Here is a 17,629-nt window from a genome sequence, read left to right as displayed (position 1 = left end):
TTTAAGGAGGGAAGCCTTATGTTTACATATGATTTAGGTGACGGAGCTTCCTTGCAGATTCTTGAGATGCGTCACGCTCCTGAGTTCCTTGAATTTGTTGATGAGAATCGTGCCTACCTTGGTGAATGGATGAGTTGGGATACAACTATGCAGACACTAGAGGATGCACAAAATTTCATTAAACGAGGCCTCTCGCGCTTCAGCGATGACGGCATTCCCTGGGTGGGGATCTGGCTCAACGGGCGTATGGTTGGTGGTATTCACTTTTCTCCCATCGATCCCCGCGTCCACTCAACTGAGGTCGGTTACTGGCTTGGTCAAGATGCCACGGGGCGTGGTTTGATGACGCGGGCGCTTAAGGCAATGCTACACTATGCCTTTGATCTCCTCCACGTCAACCGTGTAGGTCTTCAAGCTGATGTGCGCAACAGCCGTTCGCGTGCCGTTGCGGAGCGCCTGGGCTTTACCTTTGAAGGCATCCGGCGCCAAAGTTTGGAGTATAAGGGCCAACTTATCGACATCGCGACCTATTCCCTACTTGCGCAGGAATGGTGCGAGCAAAAATCGCTACCTTGACAAGGGTCTAGTCCCATGTCCACCAGCGTAGGCGCGTACGTGAGTAGCGCTCTCTCGGGCTACGTTATATTGCCTACCCTTGCGTGATTTCTCCTCATACAAAACTGTGTTAAAGATACGTTATTTGCGTCAGGTGCGTGGGCGCTTTCTGGCCTAAAGTAGTGGTGTACAGAAAAACACTATAAGGAGGCCAGAGAAGATGGCGCAGACGACGAGCAATGCACAGACAGAGAACGCCCAGGCGGCAGACACAGGCAAGGTTGTACAGGTCTTGGGACCTGTGATCGATGTCGAGTTTCCCGCAGAGCATCTGCCACAGATCTATAATGAGCTAAGACTGACCAATCCCAGCAATGGCAAGGAGCTTTCATGCGAGGTGGAGCAGCATATTGGTAATAACTGGGTGCGCTGTGTGGCGATGGGGCCAACGGAGGGCCTGATGCGCGGCATAAAGGCGCGCGATATGGGACGGTCTATCACGGTTCCCGTGGGGGAGAAGACCCTGGGACGCATCTTCAATGTGCTAGGAGAGCCTATCGATAACAAAGAGGCCGTGGTGGACGCGCCGACGCTGCCCATTCACCGGCCCGCACCCTCGCTGGAGGACCAGACGAAGGAGAGCGAGATCCTTGAAACCGGCATTAAGGTCATCGACCTGATCTGCCCCTTTGTGAAGGGCGGAAAGGTTGGAGCCTTCGGTGGCGCGGGTACAGGCAAGACGCTAATCATCCAGGAGCTGATCAACAATATCGCCATCAATCACGGTGGCTATAGCGTCTTCGCGGGCGTGGGCGAGCGCACACGTGAAGGCAATGATCTCTATCACGAAATGATCGAGCGCGGTGTGATCGATCGCGTCGCTATGATTTTTGGCCAGATGAACGAACCTCCTGGCGCCCGCCTGCGCGTGGCTCTGACCGGCCTGACCATGGCCGAGTACTTCCGCGACCAGGAAGGGAAAGACGTACTGCTCTTCATCGATAATATCTTCCGCTTTACCCAGGCGGGCGCGGAGGTCTCCGCCCTGCTGGGACGCATGCCCTCAGCCGTTGGCTACCAGCCCAACCTGGCGGAGGAGATGGGTGAGTTACAGGAGCGCATTACCTCCACGAAAAAGGGGTCGATCACATCCCTTCAGGCCGTCTTCGTTCCGGCGGACGACTATACCGATCCCGCGCCTGTGACGACTTTCGCCCACCTGGATTCGACCGTGGTGCTCGACCGCGCCATCGCCGAGCAGGCTCTCTTTCCCGCGGTGGACCCGCTGGCCTCGGTCAGTCGCATCCTGGACCCTCAGATCGTGGGGGAGGAGCACTATAACACAGCCCGTGGCGTGCAGCGCACACTCCAGCGCTATAACGAACTTGAGGACATCATTACCATCCTGGGCATCGATGACCTGGGCGAGGAGGATAAGCTCACCATCTCACGGGCGCGCAAGCTCAAGCAGTTTCTCTCGCAGCCCTTCGCGGTTGCGGAGGTCTTCACAGGGCGCGAGGGCCGCTATGTGTCCCTGCGGGAAACTGTCCGCAGCGTGCGCGAAATCCTTGAAGGCAAGCACGACGACATCCCTGAGAGCCTCTTCTACATGGCAGGCAACATCGACGAGGTTGTCGCACGCTATGAGCAGGAAGGGAATAAATGATATGATATAATCGCATATTGATGCAAAGTTAACTTCCAATATTAGGAAGCGCTTCAGGGAGGATAAGTGAGCACAGTAACAGAAATCGAGCGACTCTCTCCCCCACCACTGGCACCAGGATGGCCGGTGGTAGGGAACGCATTGGCTATGCAGCAGGATCTCGTGGCCTTTCTCGTCAAGCAATATCAGCAATTGGGGCCTATTTTTCGCGTGCGTGCCCTGAACCAGGAATTTGTCATTCTGGCGGGACCAGAGGCTAACACCTTCGTTACGCAAATGGGGGCCGATAAATTTCGGTCTCATGAAGTCTGGGACAGCTTTGGTTGCGAGTTTGGCGCAAAAAACAGCATGTTGGCCATCGATGGCCCGCCTCACTTGCAGATGCGTAAGCTCCTAAAGCCTGCTTATTCGGTTGGCAATTTGCTGGCGGATATTCCTTTATTGGTTGATATTGCTCAGACAGTCGTTAAGCGTTTTCAGGTTGGCGAAGAAGTTGAGGCACTCACGCTCTTCCGCTTGATCGTCACTGAACAACTGGGTCGAGCCCTGGCCAATCATGCACCTGGCACCAATCTCCAGAACATCATTACCACGATCAGAGTTGGGCTCAACGTGCATATGACAAAGCAAATGCCCACTTTTATGCTGAAGCTGCCGTCCTACAAGCGCGCCAAACAGCACTATCTCGCAATGGGAAAGGAGATTGTGGCGGAGCATCGGGCGACTGAGCGCGACAGAAAGGACCTGGTAGACAATATCCTGGAGGCGAGCCAGAAGCCTGAATATCATGACATATTAGGCAGTGAGGAGCAAATTATCTTTGCCTCGCTGGGTCCTTTCGTTGCTGGGCTTGATACTGTCGCCAACGAATGCACCTTTATGCTGTATGAGCTACTCAATCATCCCGAGGTCCTTGCGCAATGCATAGAGGTGGCGGATCAGCTCTTCTCCGAAGGTCTGCCAGCTCAGGAGCAGATTCGCACACGTGATGTGCTACACGACGCGATGATGGAGACGCTCCGGCTACACTCGATTGCCCCGGTTGTCACGCGAACAGCGGCCAAAGATTTTGCCTTTGCTGGCCATTCGGTCAAAGAGGGGCAAAATGTCATGCTTGCCAACACCGTCAGCCATTTCCTGCCCAAATTCTATCCCGATCCCTATACGTTTGATATTGGACGCTACAGTGAAGAGCGCAAGGAACACAAGCAGCGAGGGGCCTATAACCCCTTCGGCATTGGCACACATCTCTGCCTGGGAGCCGGTGCCGCCGAGGCCCAGATCGTGCTGGTAATCGCCACGCTCCTGCATCTGGCACGCGTGGAACAGGTTTCCCCTCTGAGCAAGCTGCGTGTGAAGAATGATCCCACGCCAACCTTTGGCACCGCCTTCCGCGTACGCTTCAGCGAACATCGACATTAAAGTTTCTAGCATCTCAATAAAAAAGGCGCTTGTTTGCGAGCAAACAAGCGCCTGCCAGGAATCACGCTATGCATTATCTGCGCTCGACGCTTCCACCACTGCGCAATCCGGTCTGGTTGCTTTTCGTCCCACCACTGCTGGGTCGTGCCTGGCTGCTCTATCGGCTGCATGCCCTCAACTTGCCAGTATCGCTAACGATCACACTCCTGCTCATACTACTCCTCGCGGCGCTGGGCTGGTGCAGCGCCGCTCTCCTTGCCAGGCACGCTCACCTCTCCGAGCGTCCCCGCGAGCGCTTCCTGGTAATGACCACACTGGGGACGCTAGCGGCCCCGCTTCCCCTGGCTCTCCTGGAGAGGGTTGGCTGGGACATAAATTTCGCATGGATCACACTTCTCCTGCCAGACTTATCCACGCCCTGGCTCCTTAACTTTGCGCATCTCTGCGTTCTGCTTGTTCCCTTTCTCGCACTGGCGTTCATCATCAGAAGCTGGCTGATAAGTCTCATCGATCCTAAACATTCTATTCTTACCTGCCTGCGCAGGCTGACAGCGCTCCCCTTTGCCTTGGGCGGGGCCATGTTCCTGCTGGCGCTCACCCTGTATAGATTACATGCTGCCACTATGTTCACTCACGGCGCACTTGCCCTGGCTATGCTCGCGTTGCCCTTCATCCTTGCCGCGCTCTTCATTCTCCCCTACCTGCTTACAGAATGGAGCGAGAAACGAGGCCAATCACTCTCGCCCAGGGTACGCGTCGCGCTCCATATCGCCATGCTTGTCGTGATTGCCCTCTACTTCCTCAGCCAGCTTTACATCTACTACGCATTTTAATCTCGACGGTCCTCGATCTCCCAGATATGATCGATAACGTGCCAGGCAATGCGCCGGAGGGCATAGGCATTAGACCAGCCACCAGGAGCCAGGGGCGCCCCATCGGAGGGCCTGCTCAGGACAGAGCCCATATCCTCACGCAGCGCAGCCAGGGCGTTGCGGTCACCGGGCGGGAAGGGCTTGTGGCGCACGCCGATTTTGCGCGCGTAGGTGCGCTCGACCTCGATAACGTGGCGATAGACTTCGTCGCGCTCACGTCCGCCACCGCGTGGCCCTTTGCGCAGGGTGCTGGGCGAGACAGCAACCACCTCGTCCAGCAGTTCCCAGGCCGCTCGCAACAAGGCAACCCAGCGTGCGGCTGTCGCAGCATCGAGCGGTACCGTGTCGCTAGCGACCATGACTGAGGGAGCACCGAACTCCGTGCCCGAGTCGCCGGTTACACGCTCGACAACCACAGCTTCACCTGGATTGAACTCCAGCCCCGCTTTGTGAGCGATCACGTTGTAGCGGGGAGCATATGCCATAAGAGCCTGGATCGCCGCCTCCTCCGTTTTCGCAAAACGACACCAGCCAGGCCACTCCAGAGAACAGGCCGCAACTTTCTTCTCGCCTACTTCCAGATAAATGTTTGTCATACGCTTACATCTTTCTTAGGCTTTAGGGAATGGTGTGTAGAGCTCGATCAAATGACCATCGGGATCAGTGATGTGGGCCTGGCGTGCCTGCATATTTGGAAAATCTCGCGGTTCATAGACTGATGTGGCTCCGCCCGCGATCAGATCAGCATAAGTGGCATCAACGTTATCCACCTGGAAAGAGAGATACATGGAATGGTTCTGGGACGGTGCTGCCAAAGTCGAAATCTTACCCGCATTGGCGAGTGCTGCACTTAGAAGCAGCAAGGTAGTGCTGCCCGTGTCAAACGAGGCATAGCCCATCGCCTCATCGCTGTATGTTACAGGCAGCTTTGCCACGTCACGCCAGAAGCGAAGCGCCACTGGAAAGTCGGCAACGATCAGGGGAATATAGGTCAATTTCATCTTTAGCTCCTTCTCTTCTTGCTAGAAACGCTCTTCCTTGTACATACAAGTTCGTCACTCATACTCACCACAGACCCGTTCATCCTCGCCTCACGAGCAGTATACCCTGAATAACGGACAAAATTGATCCTATACTTCAACACAAATTTAAAAAACTACTTATCTGCTCTTACGCTGAATACCATTTTTGTGCAAAGCCCATTTATTGTGGCAAAAATAGTTATGATACATCAATGCTAAAGAGAGGAGGATATTCGCTGTATACTCCGGATTGTGTAGACGAAACGTACAGTGAAAAGGCCATCATCTGAAGATTCATGCTTTCATTGAGCTTGAAGAATACATTTGTTTCTATGAGATCTTTGACCTCGAAACGATGTTTGATATGAGTGAGGTCCGCGCTGCCAGGTACGATGTCGTTGCTGTCATCAGCGTTGATGGGAGGAAACTGGCGTAATTTGTGAGGAGGATGGGGCATGACATCATCGGGTACAATCTCTTCCAGCTGCCCCCAGATATAAACCTGGTCTGTAGAGTTATTTCGTATCGTGCATTGTAATTCGACAAACCATGTTTTGGGCTGCCCCTGCTCCTTCCAGCCAGCTTCAAAGCGGTTAAGCATAGGGCGAAACGCGCGACGCTTTTTGTACTCATGAACTGTGATGGTAATGTTACCAGAATTATATGGGGTGTTTAAGTGTAAGACGGCGGGGGCTGCCGATGCCCGCAGACATACTGGCACCTTTTGCGCAGACACAGGAGGAGTCGAGGATGTGATGGTTGGAGCAACAGAGGTAGTATGCGTATTTGGCCGTGATCTGCGAAACCACCATACCAGTGTCAGGATACTGGCTAGAAAGGCCAGGCCCTCGCTGAAAAGGATAAATTCAAGTGAAAAATGCCCGATTTCCGCAATTCCAGAAGCAAGGAGAAAGAGTCCAGCAATCCAGAGTCCGAGCAATAACCATTCACCTGTGAACGCGCCCAAGAATGCAATTAAAAAGAGAAGTGGATTCATATCAACCAATCCTCTTCGAGAGGAAGGACTTACCAAAGTTTCGAGACAGAGTATAAGCCAAATACTCACGGGAATGGCAAGCAGGAGTATCCCTAGAATAACAAGTTGCATAGCGTTGATTGTGATCCTTTCCAGCCCAAAGAAGAGCTTCATGTTCTATTATTCGCACACTATGCTTTCATTTAGCAAGAAGTATTTATTTAACCCAATACAACCACAACCAGGCTAGCGCCGCCCAAAAGGGGGATATCTTGTGCATCGAAGGGAGCCAATTGCTATACTTTAACCCAACATTGACTGCCATTGGCTGTAGACATGCTATCCATCACACTCTACACTGAACGTTATCTCCAGTAAAAAATACAGAAAAAGCAAATACAAAAGGAGCCTATCCATGCCAGACTTTTGGGACCAGCACTACGCGCAACGCATCCAACTGATGAAGAGTTCCGCCATTCGCGACCTCCTCAAGCTTACCGAGCAGCCTGAGGTGATCTCCTTCGCGGGCGGTTTGCCTGCCGCTGAGATCTTTCCGGTAGAGAAGGTCGCATCCGCCACACAGAAGGTCCTTCAGGAGCGTGGTGTGCAGGCCCTGCAGTATGGTCCCTCGGAAGGCTACCGCCCTCTGCTTGAGCTGATCGCGCAGACCTCCTCCCGCGATGGGCTAACGATCACACCTGAGAATGTCTTTATCGTCTCCGGCTCGCAGCAGGGCCTGGACTTCGTCGGGCGCCTGCTGGTCAATCCTGGTGACCGCATCCTGGTCGAGTCCCCAACCTATATGGGCGCATTGCAGGCGATGGCTCCTTATGGCGCTGACTACATCACGGTCCCCTCCGATGAAAATGGTTTGTGCACCGATGCCCTGGAGGAGATGCTGGCTCTCAAGCCCAAGCTGATGTATGTCCTGCCCAATTTCCAGAACCCCTCGGGCGTGACGCTCTCTCTGGAGCGTCGCAAGCAACTGGTCGAGCTGGCCAACCGCTATGGCGTCCCGGTCGTTGAGGATGATCCCTACTCACAACTGCGCTTCGAGGGCGAGCCCCTCCCTTCCCTGCTCACGCTGGATAGCCAGCAGCGCAAGAGCGAAGGCGAGCCATACCGAGGCAACATCATTCAGCTCAATACCTTCTCCAAGGTACTGACGCCTGGCCTGCGCGTGGCCTGGGTCGTCGCCTCTCCAGAACTAATACGCAAGCTTGTCCAGACCAAGCAGGGCGCAGACCTCCATACGGCCTCGCTTAACCAGCTGATCGTCCATGAATTGCTGCGTGAGGGCTTCATCGAGCAACATATTCCGCTCATTCGCCGCACCTATGGCGAGCGGCGCAACATCATGTTGCAGGCTATGGAGGAGTACTTCCCGGCAGGCATTCGCTGGACACGTCCCCAGGGTGGCATGTTCCTCTGGGTCGTCCTCCCAGAAGGCCTGAACTCGACCGAACTGCTGCGCGAGGCGGTCAAAGAGAACGTAGCCTTTGTGCCTGGAACGTCCTTCCACGCGCAGGGCGGTGGCGACAACACCCTGCGCCTGAGCTTCTCCAACGCCACCCCTGAGCAGATCCGCGAGGGCATCGCGCGCCTTGGCCGCGTCTTCCACAAAGCCCTGGCAGAGATCGCGGTCAAGGCTTAGCGCGGTAGGATTGAGAATGGGGACGACGCTGCTGAAGCACGCGTCGTCCCCCTCACGCATAGTGTATACTTCTGCGTATGAGTAAACAGAAGACGACACTAGATCTGGAAGCAATAAAAACCTTTCTTCGTGATCACTATAGAAGTGAGGTAGACACTCTCCAGCAGATGATTGAAGGCGAAGAGTCGCAGGCCTTTTCCTTCAAGTGTGGTAGTGCCGAGTACATCATTCGCATCAACCCCTCCATCGCGGGCTTTCAAAAAGATGCCTACGCTTATCACCATTTCCATTCCGAGCAAGTCCCTATTCCACGTGTCATCCAGACGGGATATATTGATGCGCAACATGCCTTCTGTATAAGCGAAAAAATGCCAGGCATCACACTTCAGGATGTCGATAGTGCTACGCTTCAACGCCTCCTGAAGCCAACTGCTGATGTCTGGCTGGCATTGAGCAATTTTGATCCGGATGATACCACGGGCTTTGGCGATTTTGACGCATCTGGACAGGGAGTCTATGTGACATGGCGGGAGTTTCTTCTAGAGCCACAGACTTATGCTTGGGAACGCGCGCTACCCACGAAAGAACTTGCTGTGTGCCAGGAAGTGCTCAAGACGTTTCTCGCTCTCGTAAAGCAGTGTCCGGAGGAGCGCGCCCTGGTTCACGGTGATTTCGGCTCGAATAATGTACTCACTGATGGAGAGCGCATCACCGCCGTACTCGATTGGGAGAATGCTAAGTATGGCGATCCCCTGTTTGATGTCGCGACCGCCTATTTCTGGAGTCCCTGGCTGGAGTGTATGAGGGAACAGGCCACCTACTTTGGGAATCACTTCCCAAGCCTCCCCACTTATCAGGAACGGATTCTTTGTTATCAATTACGCATTGGCCTGACCGAAGTCTATGAAACAGCTCTCCAGCAGGAATGGAACATCGCTCAATGGGCAATCAAACGCTGTGTAGAAATTGCGCGCGATCTTTGCTAAGAGCTTATTTGAAAACCGATTGATACAATGAAAGGAAAACCAGATGAGGTGAAGCATTCATATGGCTCGAACACATCCATGGGAAGTGAGCAATGGCAAATGAACGGAAAACAGCTGCCGATGAGAGGCAGCTGTTTTCCGTTCATTTGCCATTGTTACATGTGTAGAAAAGACATGTCCAAGACAGGGGTTTTACGGCGCGTTTTGATACCTGTTATGCAGCTTTCGGCAAGGTACTTACCTTGAACCAGGTCTTGCCACCATCGATTGTCTTATAAAGATCGATAGCACTGCTTGATGTCTGTTTAAAAACAAAGCCCACGCGTACAGTGGGAAAGCTATAATCAATAAGCGTTCCATTCCTATTGGGAGAGGTAGAAACCGTTCGATTGTCTGTCAAGTTCAGGATGAAGATATCTTTCAGATCGGATTTCTGGTCAAGGGTGGCTCCTATTGCGTGTTGGTCGTCTACAAGTAGACGTACTGAACTGGGTACTGCGGTGTTACTTCTCTGCCATGAGTTACCGCCATCATGTGTTGTATAGGCATACCACTGTATGTTGGGCGTATCAAATCGGGCTAAGAAGTACCCTGTACTCTTGTCAAAGAAGATGGGTTGTTGTGCCATAGCGAGTTTTCCTGGGGTATTGGGCAAGGATTGTTTTTGCCAGGTCCTGCCTCCATTGTGAGTGATGTAGATTGACATTATTATCTCGATTCCAGGTTTATCAACGCCTGTCGTCCAACCAGTTTGCTCATCGATGAAGTATAAGCTGCCTCCCATTCCAGCGGGAAAAGGCGCGACGCTTTGCCAGGTCTTGCCTCCATCATGTGTGTGCAGAAGGGTGTTTTTAGGCAGAGTAGGTTTTTGCTGGATGCTACCCCCAATTGTCTGCTGTGATTGAGACTGTGACGTATTTTGCTGCGGCTGTTGAGTCTTTACTGCCCAACCATGATTCTGATCAGTAAATGTAAGCGATTGGATATCGCTTCCTGAGAAAGTAAAGCGTTGCCATGATGTGCCGCCATTAATTGTGCGGTAGAGCCATACAGGATACGGGCTTTTTGTTTGATCCCATATCGGTAACCAGGCGGTATTGTTATCGAGAATGTAGAGGTCGGAGACACGATGAATTCCAGGCGGTGTTACCAGTTTCCAACTCTTGCCTCCATCAGTGGTACGCAAAATAGAGCCCCAGGCATCCTGGCTTCCTATTCCGATAGACCATCCATCCTTTTCGTTCACCATACATAAGCGCTCCCCCTCTGTAAGCTCTATGAGCTTCGGCGCTGGCTCATGAGAAGTAGCCACTTGCGATGTATTGTCTTTGGCAACTCTGGCATTGCGAACCAGCGAGAAGGTAAGCACAAGCGCGCTAACGATTAACGTAACGATAAGAACTGCAGCCAGCGTATTGAGACTCCGCAACCAGGGTCGTGTAGCTGGGATGGGAAATCCTCGTGCCTGTTTCGATGCTTTTCTCTGCATCTTCGCGGAAGGTCCCTGAGCATCTGAAGACAGCGGCACGGACATTTTTGCCAGGCGCACTCTGGTTCGTAGCAGTAGTTGCTTTTCGTCAGAATGCATTTGATAGAGTACCTGCAATTCCTTGAGCAATTCAGGAGACGCCTGTTCTTCGGGCAATAGATCCTCGCGGTCTAGCATTTATTTTCTCCTTCTGCTTGCCTATATAAATGTCGCAGAGACTGTACAGTGCGTGAAAGTAATTTACGTACTGCTTCTTCGCGTTTTTGAAGTAAAACAGCGATTTCAGCACAACTCAGCCCATAATGATAACGCAATTGTAGGGTTTGTTGCTGAAGCACAGGAAGTCGCTTGATATGGGCACGCAGTTGTTGATATGCCTCGCGTTGCAAAACAACCTGCTCTGGTCCCTCCTCCGAGAAAAGCAGGTCCGAGATTGCGTCTAGTGAAGTTTGTGGATGTCGTTGTGTTCGTCGGTAGCTGTTGAACAGCTTGTTTTAAGCAACTTTTCGTAACCAGGCCAGTTGCTCGCCCGGCGAAAGTATAGGTAAACTCTCCTTTTCCAATGCGGCGATAAATACTTCTAGCATCAGGTCCTCCGCATCCTCTAACGAGGGCGTATGCAGGCGAAGGTAGCCAAGAATAGCCTTACCGTGCTGGTCAAAGAGCGTCGCATGGAGAGGTGTGTCTTGAATGTTTTCATCCCTTTGTTCTAGCTGCATGTGTGTTCCTTTGCTACACAAATTTCGCTAGTAATATCACCGCAGAAAAGAAAACGTGACATACCCCCAAAGATGAAGCGCGCCTCCTGCGATGCATCGCAGGAGGCTATCTACTATTTGAGCGTATTCAGAGCACAAAGAGAAGGCAGTGGTGCTTGCAGGACACTGCCGCTCACTCCAGGAAGGTATCCCCAAAGGACTCCAGCAAGGTGCGGAGCATATTCGCAAGCTGTTCACATTCTTCTCGGTCCAAGGGCTGGAGTATGCGCTCCATGTTCGCGGCATGGAGACTGAAGATTCTGTCCAAAACTTCGCGTCCATGCGGTGTGAGTCGGATACGGACGGAACGTCGATCATCAAGATCTCGCACCCGCTCGACGAAGCCTCTGGCCTCCATGCGATCAATACGATTTGTGATGGCCCCGGAGGTCACCAATGCCGCCTTGAGTAAGGCAGAGGCAGTGAGTTCATATGGCTCTCCTGATCGACGCAGTGTCGTGAGCACATCAAACTCAAACGCCTCCAACCCGTGCTCGCTGAAAAACTTCTTATACTCCCTTTCCAGCACACGTGAGAGCCGCGCGACCCGACCGAGAACGCCCATCGACCAGAGGTCAACGTCGGGACGCTCCCCGTGCCATTGATCCATTACCTTGTCAATTGCATCAGCCATGTATTCCTCCCAGCCATACAAATAACTTAACGTTAAAATACTTGACATTGACTTTTATTTCGTTTATTATCTTAACATTGTGATAATAGCATGTGCTCTGTTGGGTGTCAAGAAAAGGAAAGGAACAAGAGAGATATGACCATGCTTGTACCGAATTTTGCGGAAGCTCTCATTATACGGGAGAGTGAGGCGGAAACTTTTGGGTTCGCGCAACTCATGACGCGTTTGCTCGCTGATGGCAGTGACACTGGAGGAGCGCTTAGCGCTATGCGAACGACCATGGGGAGGGGCGTTGAGGGTGCGAAGCCTCATACTCATAATCAATCGGCTGAACTCTTCTACGTCATCGATGGAGAACTACAAATGCTTGCCGGTGAGAAAGTGATCATGGCTAGGAAAGGAGATATGGTCGTCGTTCCACCTAATATGGCCCATGCATTCGCAACCACCCCCACTCATACTGCGGATTTTCTGATTGTCCAGGCCCCAGGCTTGGATCGGTTCGGATACTTCCGATTGGCCGAGCGTGTTATGAAAGGGGAAGCAACACAAGCAGATCTCATAGCATCCCAGGAGTTGTACGACAACCACTTTATGGATAGCCCCGCCTGGCGAGCAGCCCGCGATGATGCGAACTCACCAAAAATTGTGGCTGAGGGCGAAATCTAAACACCCCTTACTCCTATGCCAGGCATCAAAGAGTGTGATACTATTGAGTGGTTAAGCAAACAGACAGAGAAAGGATTCGAAGAAGATAAAAATGGACCGAGAACGTTTAGCTGAAGCCATCCAATTGCGCGAAGAGGGGCGCGCCAAACAGGATCAGACCATTCTAAGACAGGCCAAGGCGCTCCTTATGGAGTTGAACGCGGCCTACCCCGATGATGCCGAGATCACCTACCAGAATGCTGTGGTGAATGATAACCTGGGGCTTGAAGATGAGTCTGTTCCCTTCTACTTACGCGCCCTCAAGCAGGGGCTCGCGGGCTCTAGCCTGGAGCGTGCCTTGATGGGCCTGGGAAGCACTTATCGTGGGTTGGGCGAGTATGAGAAAGCGGTCGCGACACTACGGCGCGGCATGCGGGAGTTTCCGCAGAACCGGGCCATCCAAATCTTTCTCGCGATGTCCCTCTACAACTCCCAGCAGTATAAAGAGGCGATGGAACTCGCTTTGACTAATCTGCTGGAGACCACCACCGACGAGAAGCTTCTGTACTTTAAGCGCGGTCTTGAGTACTACTCCACTCACCTCGATGAGAAGTGGAACGAGGAATAGACCTTTAAGATTTTAAGGGCGTGCGACGCGTTTAGTAGCGTCGCACAACATACAGCTCAATGTCCCTTACCGGCGTAAAACCCCTCCGCTCGCTGAAAAGCGAACGGCCTCAAAACCCTCCTCCAGCATTAATGCTTCATAGTCATGGATGACGGGAATAAGAGGCCGTTCGCCATAGGCGGCTGCCTTCAGGGCCTGACAGAGAGTGTGTGCATCACGCAAGGCCATGTTTGCTCCCGAACCGCCCGCGGGACTCATGGCATGAATAGCGTCCCCCAGCAAAGTGGTCGAGGTGCTCTTCCAGGGCTGGCAGGGCACTGCCGTCCGCACAGCAATAGGGAAGGTCGCCTCCGGATCGCCAGCAGCAAGCAATGCGCGCAGGGTGGGATGCCAGCGCTTCGTCTTCTGCAAGACAAACTGTATCAGCTGTGCTCCATCCAGACCAAACAGCTTGTCATCAGACATCCCCATATGCCTGCGTTTCGCGTTCAATGACCACATCAAGTAGCTGCCAGTGGTATGGAAACATGCGTCGGGCACGAACTTACGCGCGGCCTCAGCAGGGAATTGCTGAAAGTCGACAACACCAAGGGCCAGGCTAAAGCGGAAGCCAACTACCTGGGCAAAACCACGATAGAGAAAATCTGGGATAAGGGAATGTGTGGCCTCGGTCAGGAGCGTCTTGCCATAAATGCAGCGTACATCTGTCTCCTCAATGGAAGCGTGGGGGAGGAACTGCTGGCGCACACGCGAGTTGACGCCATCAGCCGCGATAAGCACATCTCCACACGCCTCTGTCCCATCGCTGAAGAATGCTCGCACCCTGCCATCCGATAGGTACTCATATCGAAGAAACTCTTTACCGAAATGCACAATGTCATCAAGGCCGATAAGAAGAATCTCGCGCAGCGTCAGCCGGTCGACTGAAGTGCTTACTGGCACAATTGTGGGCGAGTCTTCCCGAGAAAAACCAATCACCTTTATTGGCTTAAGCTGCTTTGTGACAATCGTGACCTGGCTTCCTGGGCGAGATGCGGTTGCCATACACAGATCGAACAGGTGCGGAGGGAGGCAGGAGTGCAGGGCATCTATTCCTCGCCGATCAATATGCAGACGATAGCCCTGCTTCCTCGTGTATGGCGAGGCATCTCGCTCATAAAGCGCTACGTCTATCTCCACGCGCCGTAATCCTTGGGCGAGGCACAGGCCTCCAAGTCCGCCACCTATAATGATTACATGCAAGGACGATGTTGACACGCTTCCCTCTCTTTTCGCCTTCAGCCAGGTAGCCGCTCACTGCCTGGTAGACATCGCGTTCTCTGTCCTAAAGAGATAGACGTCTTCACCTGCCAATCATCCAACACTTCACCTGGCAGAAGTCAAAAAGAAGTGAGTCGGTTGGCAGGTTTGCCAACCGACTCACTTCTTTTTGACTTTCACACCTCTTTGCGTGACATAAAGATGGCGATGCCGACCATAACGACGGTGAAGAGAAGCAGGATGCCCAGGTTAAAGGGGATACTACTGGCTTCGTATCCAAGTAGTGATCCACGAATCGCATTGACGCCATAGCTCAAGGGGTTGAGCAGTAGTACGGTATGCAGCCAGCCGGGTACTTGGCGTGTGGGGAAGATGGCGCCCGAGAACATGTAGAGAGGCAGGGTGATAAAGTTCTGGATCGTGCCAAAGTTCTCAAAATCGGTGATCCACATGGCGATCACTACCCCCAGACCAGAGATGGCCAGGGCCGTAACGAAGGTCGCCACGAAGGTCGCCAGGATGTTCAAAGGCGTGAGATGAACGGCGGCAAAGGGCGCGAAGATCAGGATAATCAGGGCCTGGATCGTTGAGCTAGAAGCGCCACCCAGGCACTTGCCGATGACGAGGGTTGAGCGCGGCGTGGGCGCGACCTGCACCTCTTTAAGAAAGCCAAACTCACGGTCATACACAATCGAGATCGCTGATTGCAAGCCACTGAAGATGACCGTCATAGCGATCACACCGGGAAAGACAAACTGCTCGTAGCTAAAGCCCGCGATAGAGCCGAGCGAGCCGCGCAGGCCGAAGCCGAGCGCGAAGAGCCAGACCAGAGCACGCGCCACAGCGCCTAGCAGACGCGAACGCTGGCGCCATAGGCGCACCATGTCGCGTCGCCAGATCATGGCGATGCCTTCCAGGTCGATAAAACGCGCATTGGCGGAGATACTCTCGGGGACAATCTCAGGTATGGTAACCGGTTCAGTCATTTTTAGCATTGCAGCACTCCCTCTCTAGCGGCGCAACCGGCCACGACTGCGCAGGCGCGAACCCATGCGGTCCTTCGCGCTGGCTAACTCTTCGCGAATGGCGCGACCCGTCAGATGAACAAAGACATCCTCCAGCGTAGGCGAGCTAACGCTCACATCGAGCACATCGATATCCGCCAGGGTCAGTTCACGGATGACACGCGCCGCCAGGGTCTGCCCGTTATCACCCTCGACGATGATGTCGTCCCCATCTCGGTGTGCGTTATAGGCTGGCTGCTGGGCGAGGAGTGCTTCAGAGCGCTCGGGCGAGGAGACGGTAAGGCGCACGACATCTCGTCCAACCATCCGTTTGAGCGCATCTGGCGTGTCGACGGCCACAATCTGCCCATGATCCATGATGGCGATCCGGTCGCAATATTCAGCCTCTTCCATATAGTGCGTGGTCATAAAGATGGTCAGCCCCGTGCTCTCGCGAAGCTTGAGGACATGCTCCCAGACACTGCGCCGGGTCTGGGGGTCCAGGCCCACCGTGGGTTCATCGAGGAAGAGGGTCTGCGGTTCATGCAACAGGCCACGTGCGACCTCCAGGCGGCGCTTCATGCCTCCAGAAAAGGTTTTGACCACGTCCTTGCGCCGCTCCTCCAGGCCAACCAGACGCAACACGTCGCTTATGCGCGCCTCGCGCGTCTTCGGGGGAGTGTGATAGATCATGCAATGATAATACAGGTTCTGCTCTGCCGTCAGATACTCGTCGAGAGTAGGGTCCTGGAAGACAATGCCGATACTCCGGCGTACCTGGGAGGACTGACGCTCGACATCATAGCCATTGATGACCGCGTGTCCGCTTGTCGGGCGCAAGAGAGTCGAGAACATCTTCATAGTGGTGCTTTTACCAGCCCCATTGGGGCCTAGAAAACCAAAGGTCTCGCCACGCTCAACATGCAGGTCAATACCCCTGACCGCGTGGATCTCCCCAAAGGAGCGCGAAAGTTTCTCAGCCGTGATTGTCATGCTTCACCTCGATTAAACGCCGAAGGACCGGCAAGGCTGCGCGCAATTGCATAAGCTCATTCACCTGGAGCAGGGACAGGCGGCGACGCAGATTCTCACGCCGCAACTGGTCATACGCCCTGAAGGCATTCATCCCGCGTTCGGTTGGCGAGATCCAGACCACGCGCCAGTCCTGTTCATCACGCACACGCTCAACAAAGCCCTGGGCCAGTAGCCTTTTGACCATCGCGGTTACGGTTGGCGCGGCGACCCCCAGGTGCTCAGCCAACTCCTGCATCGTGCAATGCTGCCGCGTACTCAGGATACGTAGCAGGCGCACCTGCCCATTGGTTGCGCGCAGTTCCGAGATATCACGCCACTCTGGACTCTCCTGCTCAGGGCTCCCCTCGGCAGGCAGGTCCACACGCAACTGGCGCAATAACTCTGGCAGCAGATCGAGCAACTCGTCCGCAATATTCAGTTCATCAAAAGAAGAAGAAGCTGCCATCGATCACACTTATGCCTATTACTTAGGCATACTAGTACTTAGCTTTCCTATTACTTAGCCTATCTAAGTATATAATAATCTATGCATAGCTTTCCCGTCAAGGGTGTGTAGTTGGGGATTTTTACATACTTCCCCGAAACGGTGCACTCGGCTTTAACCAGGCACCTCCATCATCCATATCGAGAGGATGGAGTGATGGGCTAAGGCTTCGACGATTTGGCTCGCGACGCTAGACCGTTGACGGCCTTCAGGTGTTGGCGACTGCTTGGAGGTAAGATAAAGCATTTTCATCGATGCTGGTGTTCCCCTGGAGCATGACTATTCGTACAAAAATGGGCCATTTCACTGGGTGGAACCCATCAGGTTCGTCACGCCCCTTCCCTTCCTTCCTCGCTGCGTGAGCGTGACGAAGGCTGAGAGGAAGTGCAAGGCATCGAGTAAGAGATGGATGAGAAGCACTCTTCCTCAGTATGTGTTTCTCTGTTTTAAGGATTTCGGGCCTCCTACCGCCTCTTTGCTCGCTTCCCTGGTTCTGTGATATACTCCCTGCTGTTGGGTATTAACGAGATGATTCC

General features: G+C 53.5%; 19 protein-coding genes. 8 read left to right on the top strand and 11 right to left on the bottom strand.

Annotation, left to right across the window (positions count from 1 at the left end):
* The first annotated feature begins 18 nt into the window (after positions 1-18).
* The 4 genes from JMJ04_RS45745 (at position 19) to JMJ04_RS45730 (ending at position 4,476) form a co-directional block, all read left to right on the top strand.
* Positions 19-576: a GNAT family N-acetyltransferase gene (locus JMJ04_RS45745; protein ID WP_201377007.1), complete on the top strand. Its 558-nt coding sequence runs from the start codon at positions 19-21 to the stop codon at positions 574-576.
* 199 nt (positions 577-775) lie between these two features.
* Positions 776-2,221 (top strand): F0F1 ATP synthase subunit beta, encoded by a 1,446-nt coding sequence (gene atpD, locus JMJ04_RS45740; protein ID WP_201377006.1) that lies wholly within the window; start codon positions 776-778, stop codon positions 2,219-2,221.
* Positions 2,222-2,287: 66 nt separating this feature from the next.
* A complete protein-coding gene (locus JMJ04_RS45735) occupies positions 2,288-3,643 on the top strand; it encodes a cytochrome P450 (protein ID WP_201377005.1) in 1,356 nt (451 codons plus the stop codon).
* 68 nt (positions 3,644-3,711) lie between these two features.
* Complete coding sequence (locus tag JMJ04_RS45730; protein WP_201377004.1) at positions 3,712-4,476, top strand: hypothetical protein; 765 nt, start codon at positions 3,712-3,714, stop codon at positions 4,474-4,476.
* Here the strand turns inward: JMJ04_RS45730 and JMJ04_RS45725 are convergent.
* The 3 genes from JMJ04_RS45725 to JMJ04_RS45715 form a co-directional block, all read right to left on the bottom strand.
* A complete protein-coding gene (locus tag JMJ04_RS45725; protein ID WP_201377003.1) occupies positions 4,473-5,111 on the bottom strand; it encodes a DinB family protein in 639 nt (212 codons plus the stop codon). The two genes, JMJ04_RS45730 and JMJ04_RS45725, sit on opposite strands and share 4 nt — an antisense overlap.
* 15 nt (positions 5,112-5,126) lie before the next feature.
* A complete protein-coding gene (locus JMJ04_RS45720) occupies positions 5,127-5,516 on the bottom strand; it encodes a VOC family protein (protein WP_201377002.1) in 390 nt (129 codons plus the stop codon).
* Positions 5,517-5,736: 220 nt separating this feature from the next.
* A complete protein-coding gene (locus tag JMJ04_RS45715) occupies positions 5,737-6,534 on the bottom strand; it encodes a hypothetical protein (protein WP_201377001.1) in 798 nt (265 codons plus the stop codon).
* A gap of 394 nt (positions 6,535-6,928) precedes the next feature.
* On the opposite strand from JMJ04_RS45715, the gene JMJ04_RS45710 reads away from it, so the two are divergent.
* Positions 6,929-8,167: an aminotransferase-like domain-containing protein gene (locus tag JMJ04_RS45710; protein ID WP_201377000.1), complete on the top strand. Its 1,239-nt coding sequence runs from the start codon at positions 6,929-6,931 to the stop codon at positions 8,165-8,167.
* A gap of 77 nt (positions 8,168-8,244) precedes the next feature.
* A complete protein-coding gene (locus tag JMJ04_RS45705) occupies positions 8,245-9,153 on the top strand; it encodes a phosphotransferase family protein (protein ID WP_201376999.1) in 909 nt (302 codons plus the stop codon).
* A gap of 214 nt (positions 9,154-9,367) precedes the next feature.
* Here JMJ04_RS45705 and JMJ04_RS45700 read toward each other — a convergent pair whose 3' ends face one another.
* The 4 genes from JMJ04_RS45700 to JMJ04_RS45685 form a co-directional block, all read right to left on the bottom strand.
* Positions 9,368-10,819, bottom strand: a complete 1,452-nt coding sequence (locus JMJ04_RS45700) for a WD40/YVTN/BNR-like repeat-containing protein (protein WP_201376998.1) — start codon at positions 10,817-10,819, stop codon at positions 9,368-9,370.
* Positions 10,813-11,031, bottom strand: coding sequence for an RNA polymerase sigma factor (locus JMJ04_RS49430; RefSeq protein WP_201376997.1), 219 nt, complete (start codon positions 11,029-11,031; stop codon positions 10,813-10,815). Before JMJ04_RS49430 ends, JMJ04_RS45700 begins: the two co-directional genes overlap by 7 nt.
* Before the next feature lie 105 nt (positions 11,032-11,136).
* Positions 11,137-11,361: an RNA polymerase sigma factor gene (locus JMJ04_RS45690; RefSeq protein ID WP_201376996.1), complete on the bottom strand. Its 225-nt coding sequence runs from the start codon at positions 11,359-11,361 to the stop codon at positions 11,137-11,139.
* A gap of 172 nt (positions 11,362-11,533) precedes the next feature.
* Positions 11,534-12,034 carry a MarR family winged helix-turn-helix transcriptional regulator gene (locus tag JMJ04_RS45685; protein WP_201376995.1) on the bottom strand — a complete coding sequence of 167 codons (501 nt, stop codon included), beginning with the start codon at positions 12,032-12,034 and terminating at the stop codon, positions 11,534-11,536.
* 135 nt (positions 12,035-12,169) lie between these two features.
* On the opposite strand from JMJ04_RS45685, the gene JMJ04_RS45680 reads away from it, so the two are divergent.
* Together JMJ04_RS45680 and JMJ04_RS45675 are read left to right on the top strand one after the other, a co-directional pair.
* The gene (locus JMJ04_RS45680) at positions 12,170-12,703 is read left to right on the top strand and encodes a cupin domain-containing protein (protein ID WP_201376994.1); all 534 of its coding nucleotides are present in this window, start codon (positions 12,170-12,172) and stop codon (positions 12,701-12,703) included.
* 91 nt (positions 12,704-12,794) lie between these two features.
* Positions 12,795-13,310 (top strand): tetratricopeptide repeat protein, encoded by a 516-nt coding sequence (locus JMJ04_RS45675; RefSeq protein ID WP_201376993.1) that lies wholly within the window; start codon positions 12,795-12,797, stop codon positions 13,308-13,310.
* A 66-nt stretch (positions 13,311-13,376) separates the two neighbouring features.
* On the opposite strand, the gene JMJ04_RS45670 is transcribed toward JMJ04_RS45675, so the two are convergent.
* From JMJ04_RS45670 to JMJ04_RS45655, 4 genes are all read right to left on the bottom strand, one after another.
* Positions 13,377-14,567, bottom strand: a complete 1,191-nt coding sequence (locus tag JMJ04_RS45670; protein WP_201376992.1) for an FAD-dependent oxidoreductase — start codon at positions 14,565-14,567, stop codon at positions 13,377-13,379.
* A gap of 179 nt (positions 14,568-14,746) precedes the next feature.
* Complete coding sequence (locus JMJ04_RS45665; protein WP_201376991.1) at positions 14,747-15,565, bottom strand: ABC transporter permease; 819 nt, start codon at positions 15,563-15,565, stop codon at positions 14,747-14,749.
* A gap of 15 nt (positions 15,566-15,580) precedes the next feature.
* Positions 15,581-16,567, bottom strand: coding sequence for an ATP-binding cassette domain-containing protein (locus JMJ04_RS45660; RefSeq protein WP_201376990.1), 987 nt, complete (start codon positions 16,565-16,567; stop codon positions 15,581-15,583).
* The gene (locus tag JMJ04_RS45655; protein ID WP_201376989.1) at positions 16,551-17,054 is read right to left on the bottom strand and encodes a MarR family winged helix-turn-helix transcriptional regulator; all 504 of its coding nucleotides are present in this window, start codon (positions 17,052-17,054) and stop codon (positions 16,551-16,553) included. The genes JMJ04_RS45660 and JMJ04_RS45655 overlap by 17 nt, the downstream gene beginning before the upstream one ends.
* Positions 17,055-17,629 lie beyond the last annotated feature (575 nt).

The sequence above is a fragment of the Ktedonobacter robiniae genome, assembly GCF_016587375.1.
Classification (GTDB): Bacteria; Chloroflexota; Ktedonobacteria; order Ktedonobacterales; family Ktedonobacteraceae; genus Ktedonobacter; species Ktedonobacter robiniae.
This window is presented reverse-complemented; position numbering and strand designations above follow the sequence as displayed.

Coding starts and splice junctions, on each gene's coding strand:
- JMJ04_RS45745 (WP_201377007.1), top strand. CDS start 19: ATGTTTACATATGATTTAGGTGACGGAGCTTCCTTGCAGATTCTTGAG.
- atpD (WP_201377006.1), top strand. CDS start 776: ATGGCGCAGACGACGAGCAATGCACAGACAGAGAACGCCCAGGCGGCA.
- JMJ04_RS45730 (WP_201377004.1), top strand. CDS start 3,712: ATGCATTATCTGCGCTCGACGCTTCCACCACTGCGCAATCCGGTCTGG.
- JMJ04_RS45725 (WP_201377003.1), bottom strand. CDS start 5,111: ATGACAAACATTTATCTGGAAGTAGGCGAGAAGAAAGTTGCGGCCTGT.
- JMJ04_RS45720 (WP_201377002.1), bottom strand. CDS start 5,516: ATGAAATTGACCTATATTCCCCTGATCGTTGCCGACTTTCCAGTGGCG.
- JMJ04_RS45715 (WP_201377001.1), bottom strand. CDS start 6,534: ATGAATCCACTTCTCTTTTTAATTGCATTCTTGGGCGCGTTCACAGGT.
- JMJ04_RS45710 (WP_201377000.1), top strand. CDS start 6,929: ATGCCAGACTTTTGGGACCAGCACTACGCGCAACGCATCCAACTGATG.
- JMJ04_RS45705 (WP_201376999.1), top strand. CDS start 8,245: ATGAGTAAACAGAAGACGACACTAGATCTGGAAGCAATAAAAACCTTT.
- JMJ04_RS45700 (WP_201376998.1), bottom strand. CDS start 10,819: ATGCTAGACCGCGAGGATCTATTGCCCGAAGAACAGGCGTCTCCTGAA.
- JMJ04_RS45690 (WP_201376996.1), bottom strand. CDS start 11,361: ATGCAGCTAGAACAAAGGGATGAAAACATTCAAGACACACCTCTCCAT.
- JMJ04_RS45685 (WP_201376995.1), bottom strand. CDS start 12,034: ATGGCTGATGCAATTGACAAGGTAATGGATCAATGGCACGGGGAGCGT.
- JMJ04_RS45680 (WP_201376994.1), top strand. CDS start 12,170: ATGACCATGCTTGTACCGAATTTTGCGGAAGCTCTCATTATACGGGAG.
- JMJ04_RS45675 (WP_201376993.1), top strand. CDS start 12,795: ATGGACCGAGAACGTTTAGCTGAAGCCATCCAATTGCGCGAAGAGGGG.
- JMJ04_RS45665 (WP_201376991.1), bottom strand. CDS start 15,565: ATGCTAAAAATGACTGAACCGGTTACCATACCTGAGATTGTCCCCGAG.
- JMJ04_RS45660 (WP_201376990.1), bottom strand. CDS start 16,567: ATGACAATCACGGCTGAGAAACTTTCGCGCTCCTTTGGGGAGATCCAC.
- JMJ04_RS45655 (WP_201376989.1), bottom strand. CDS start 17,054: ATGGCAGCTTCTTCTTCTTTTGATGAACTGAATATTGCGGACGAGTTG.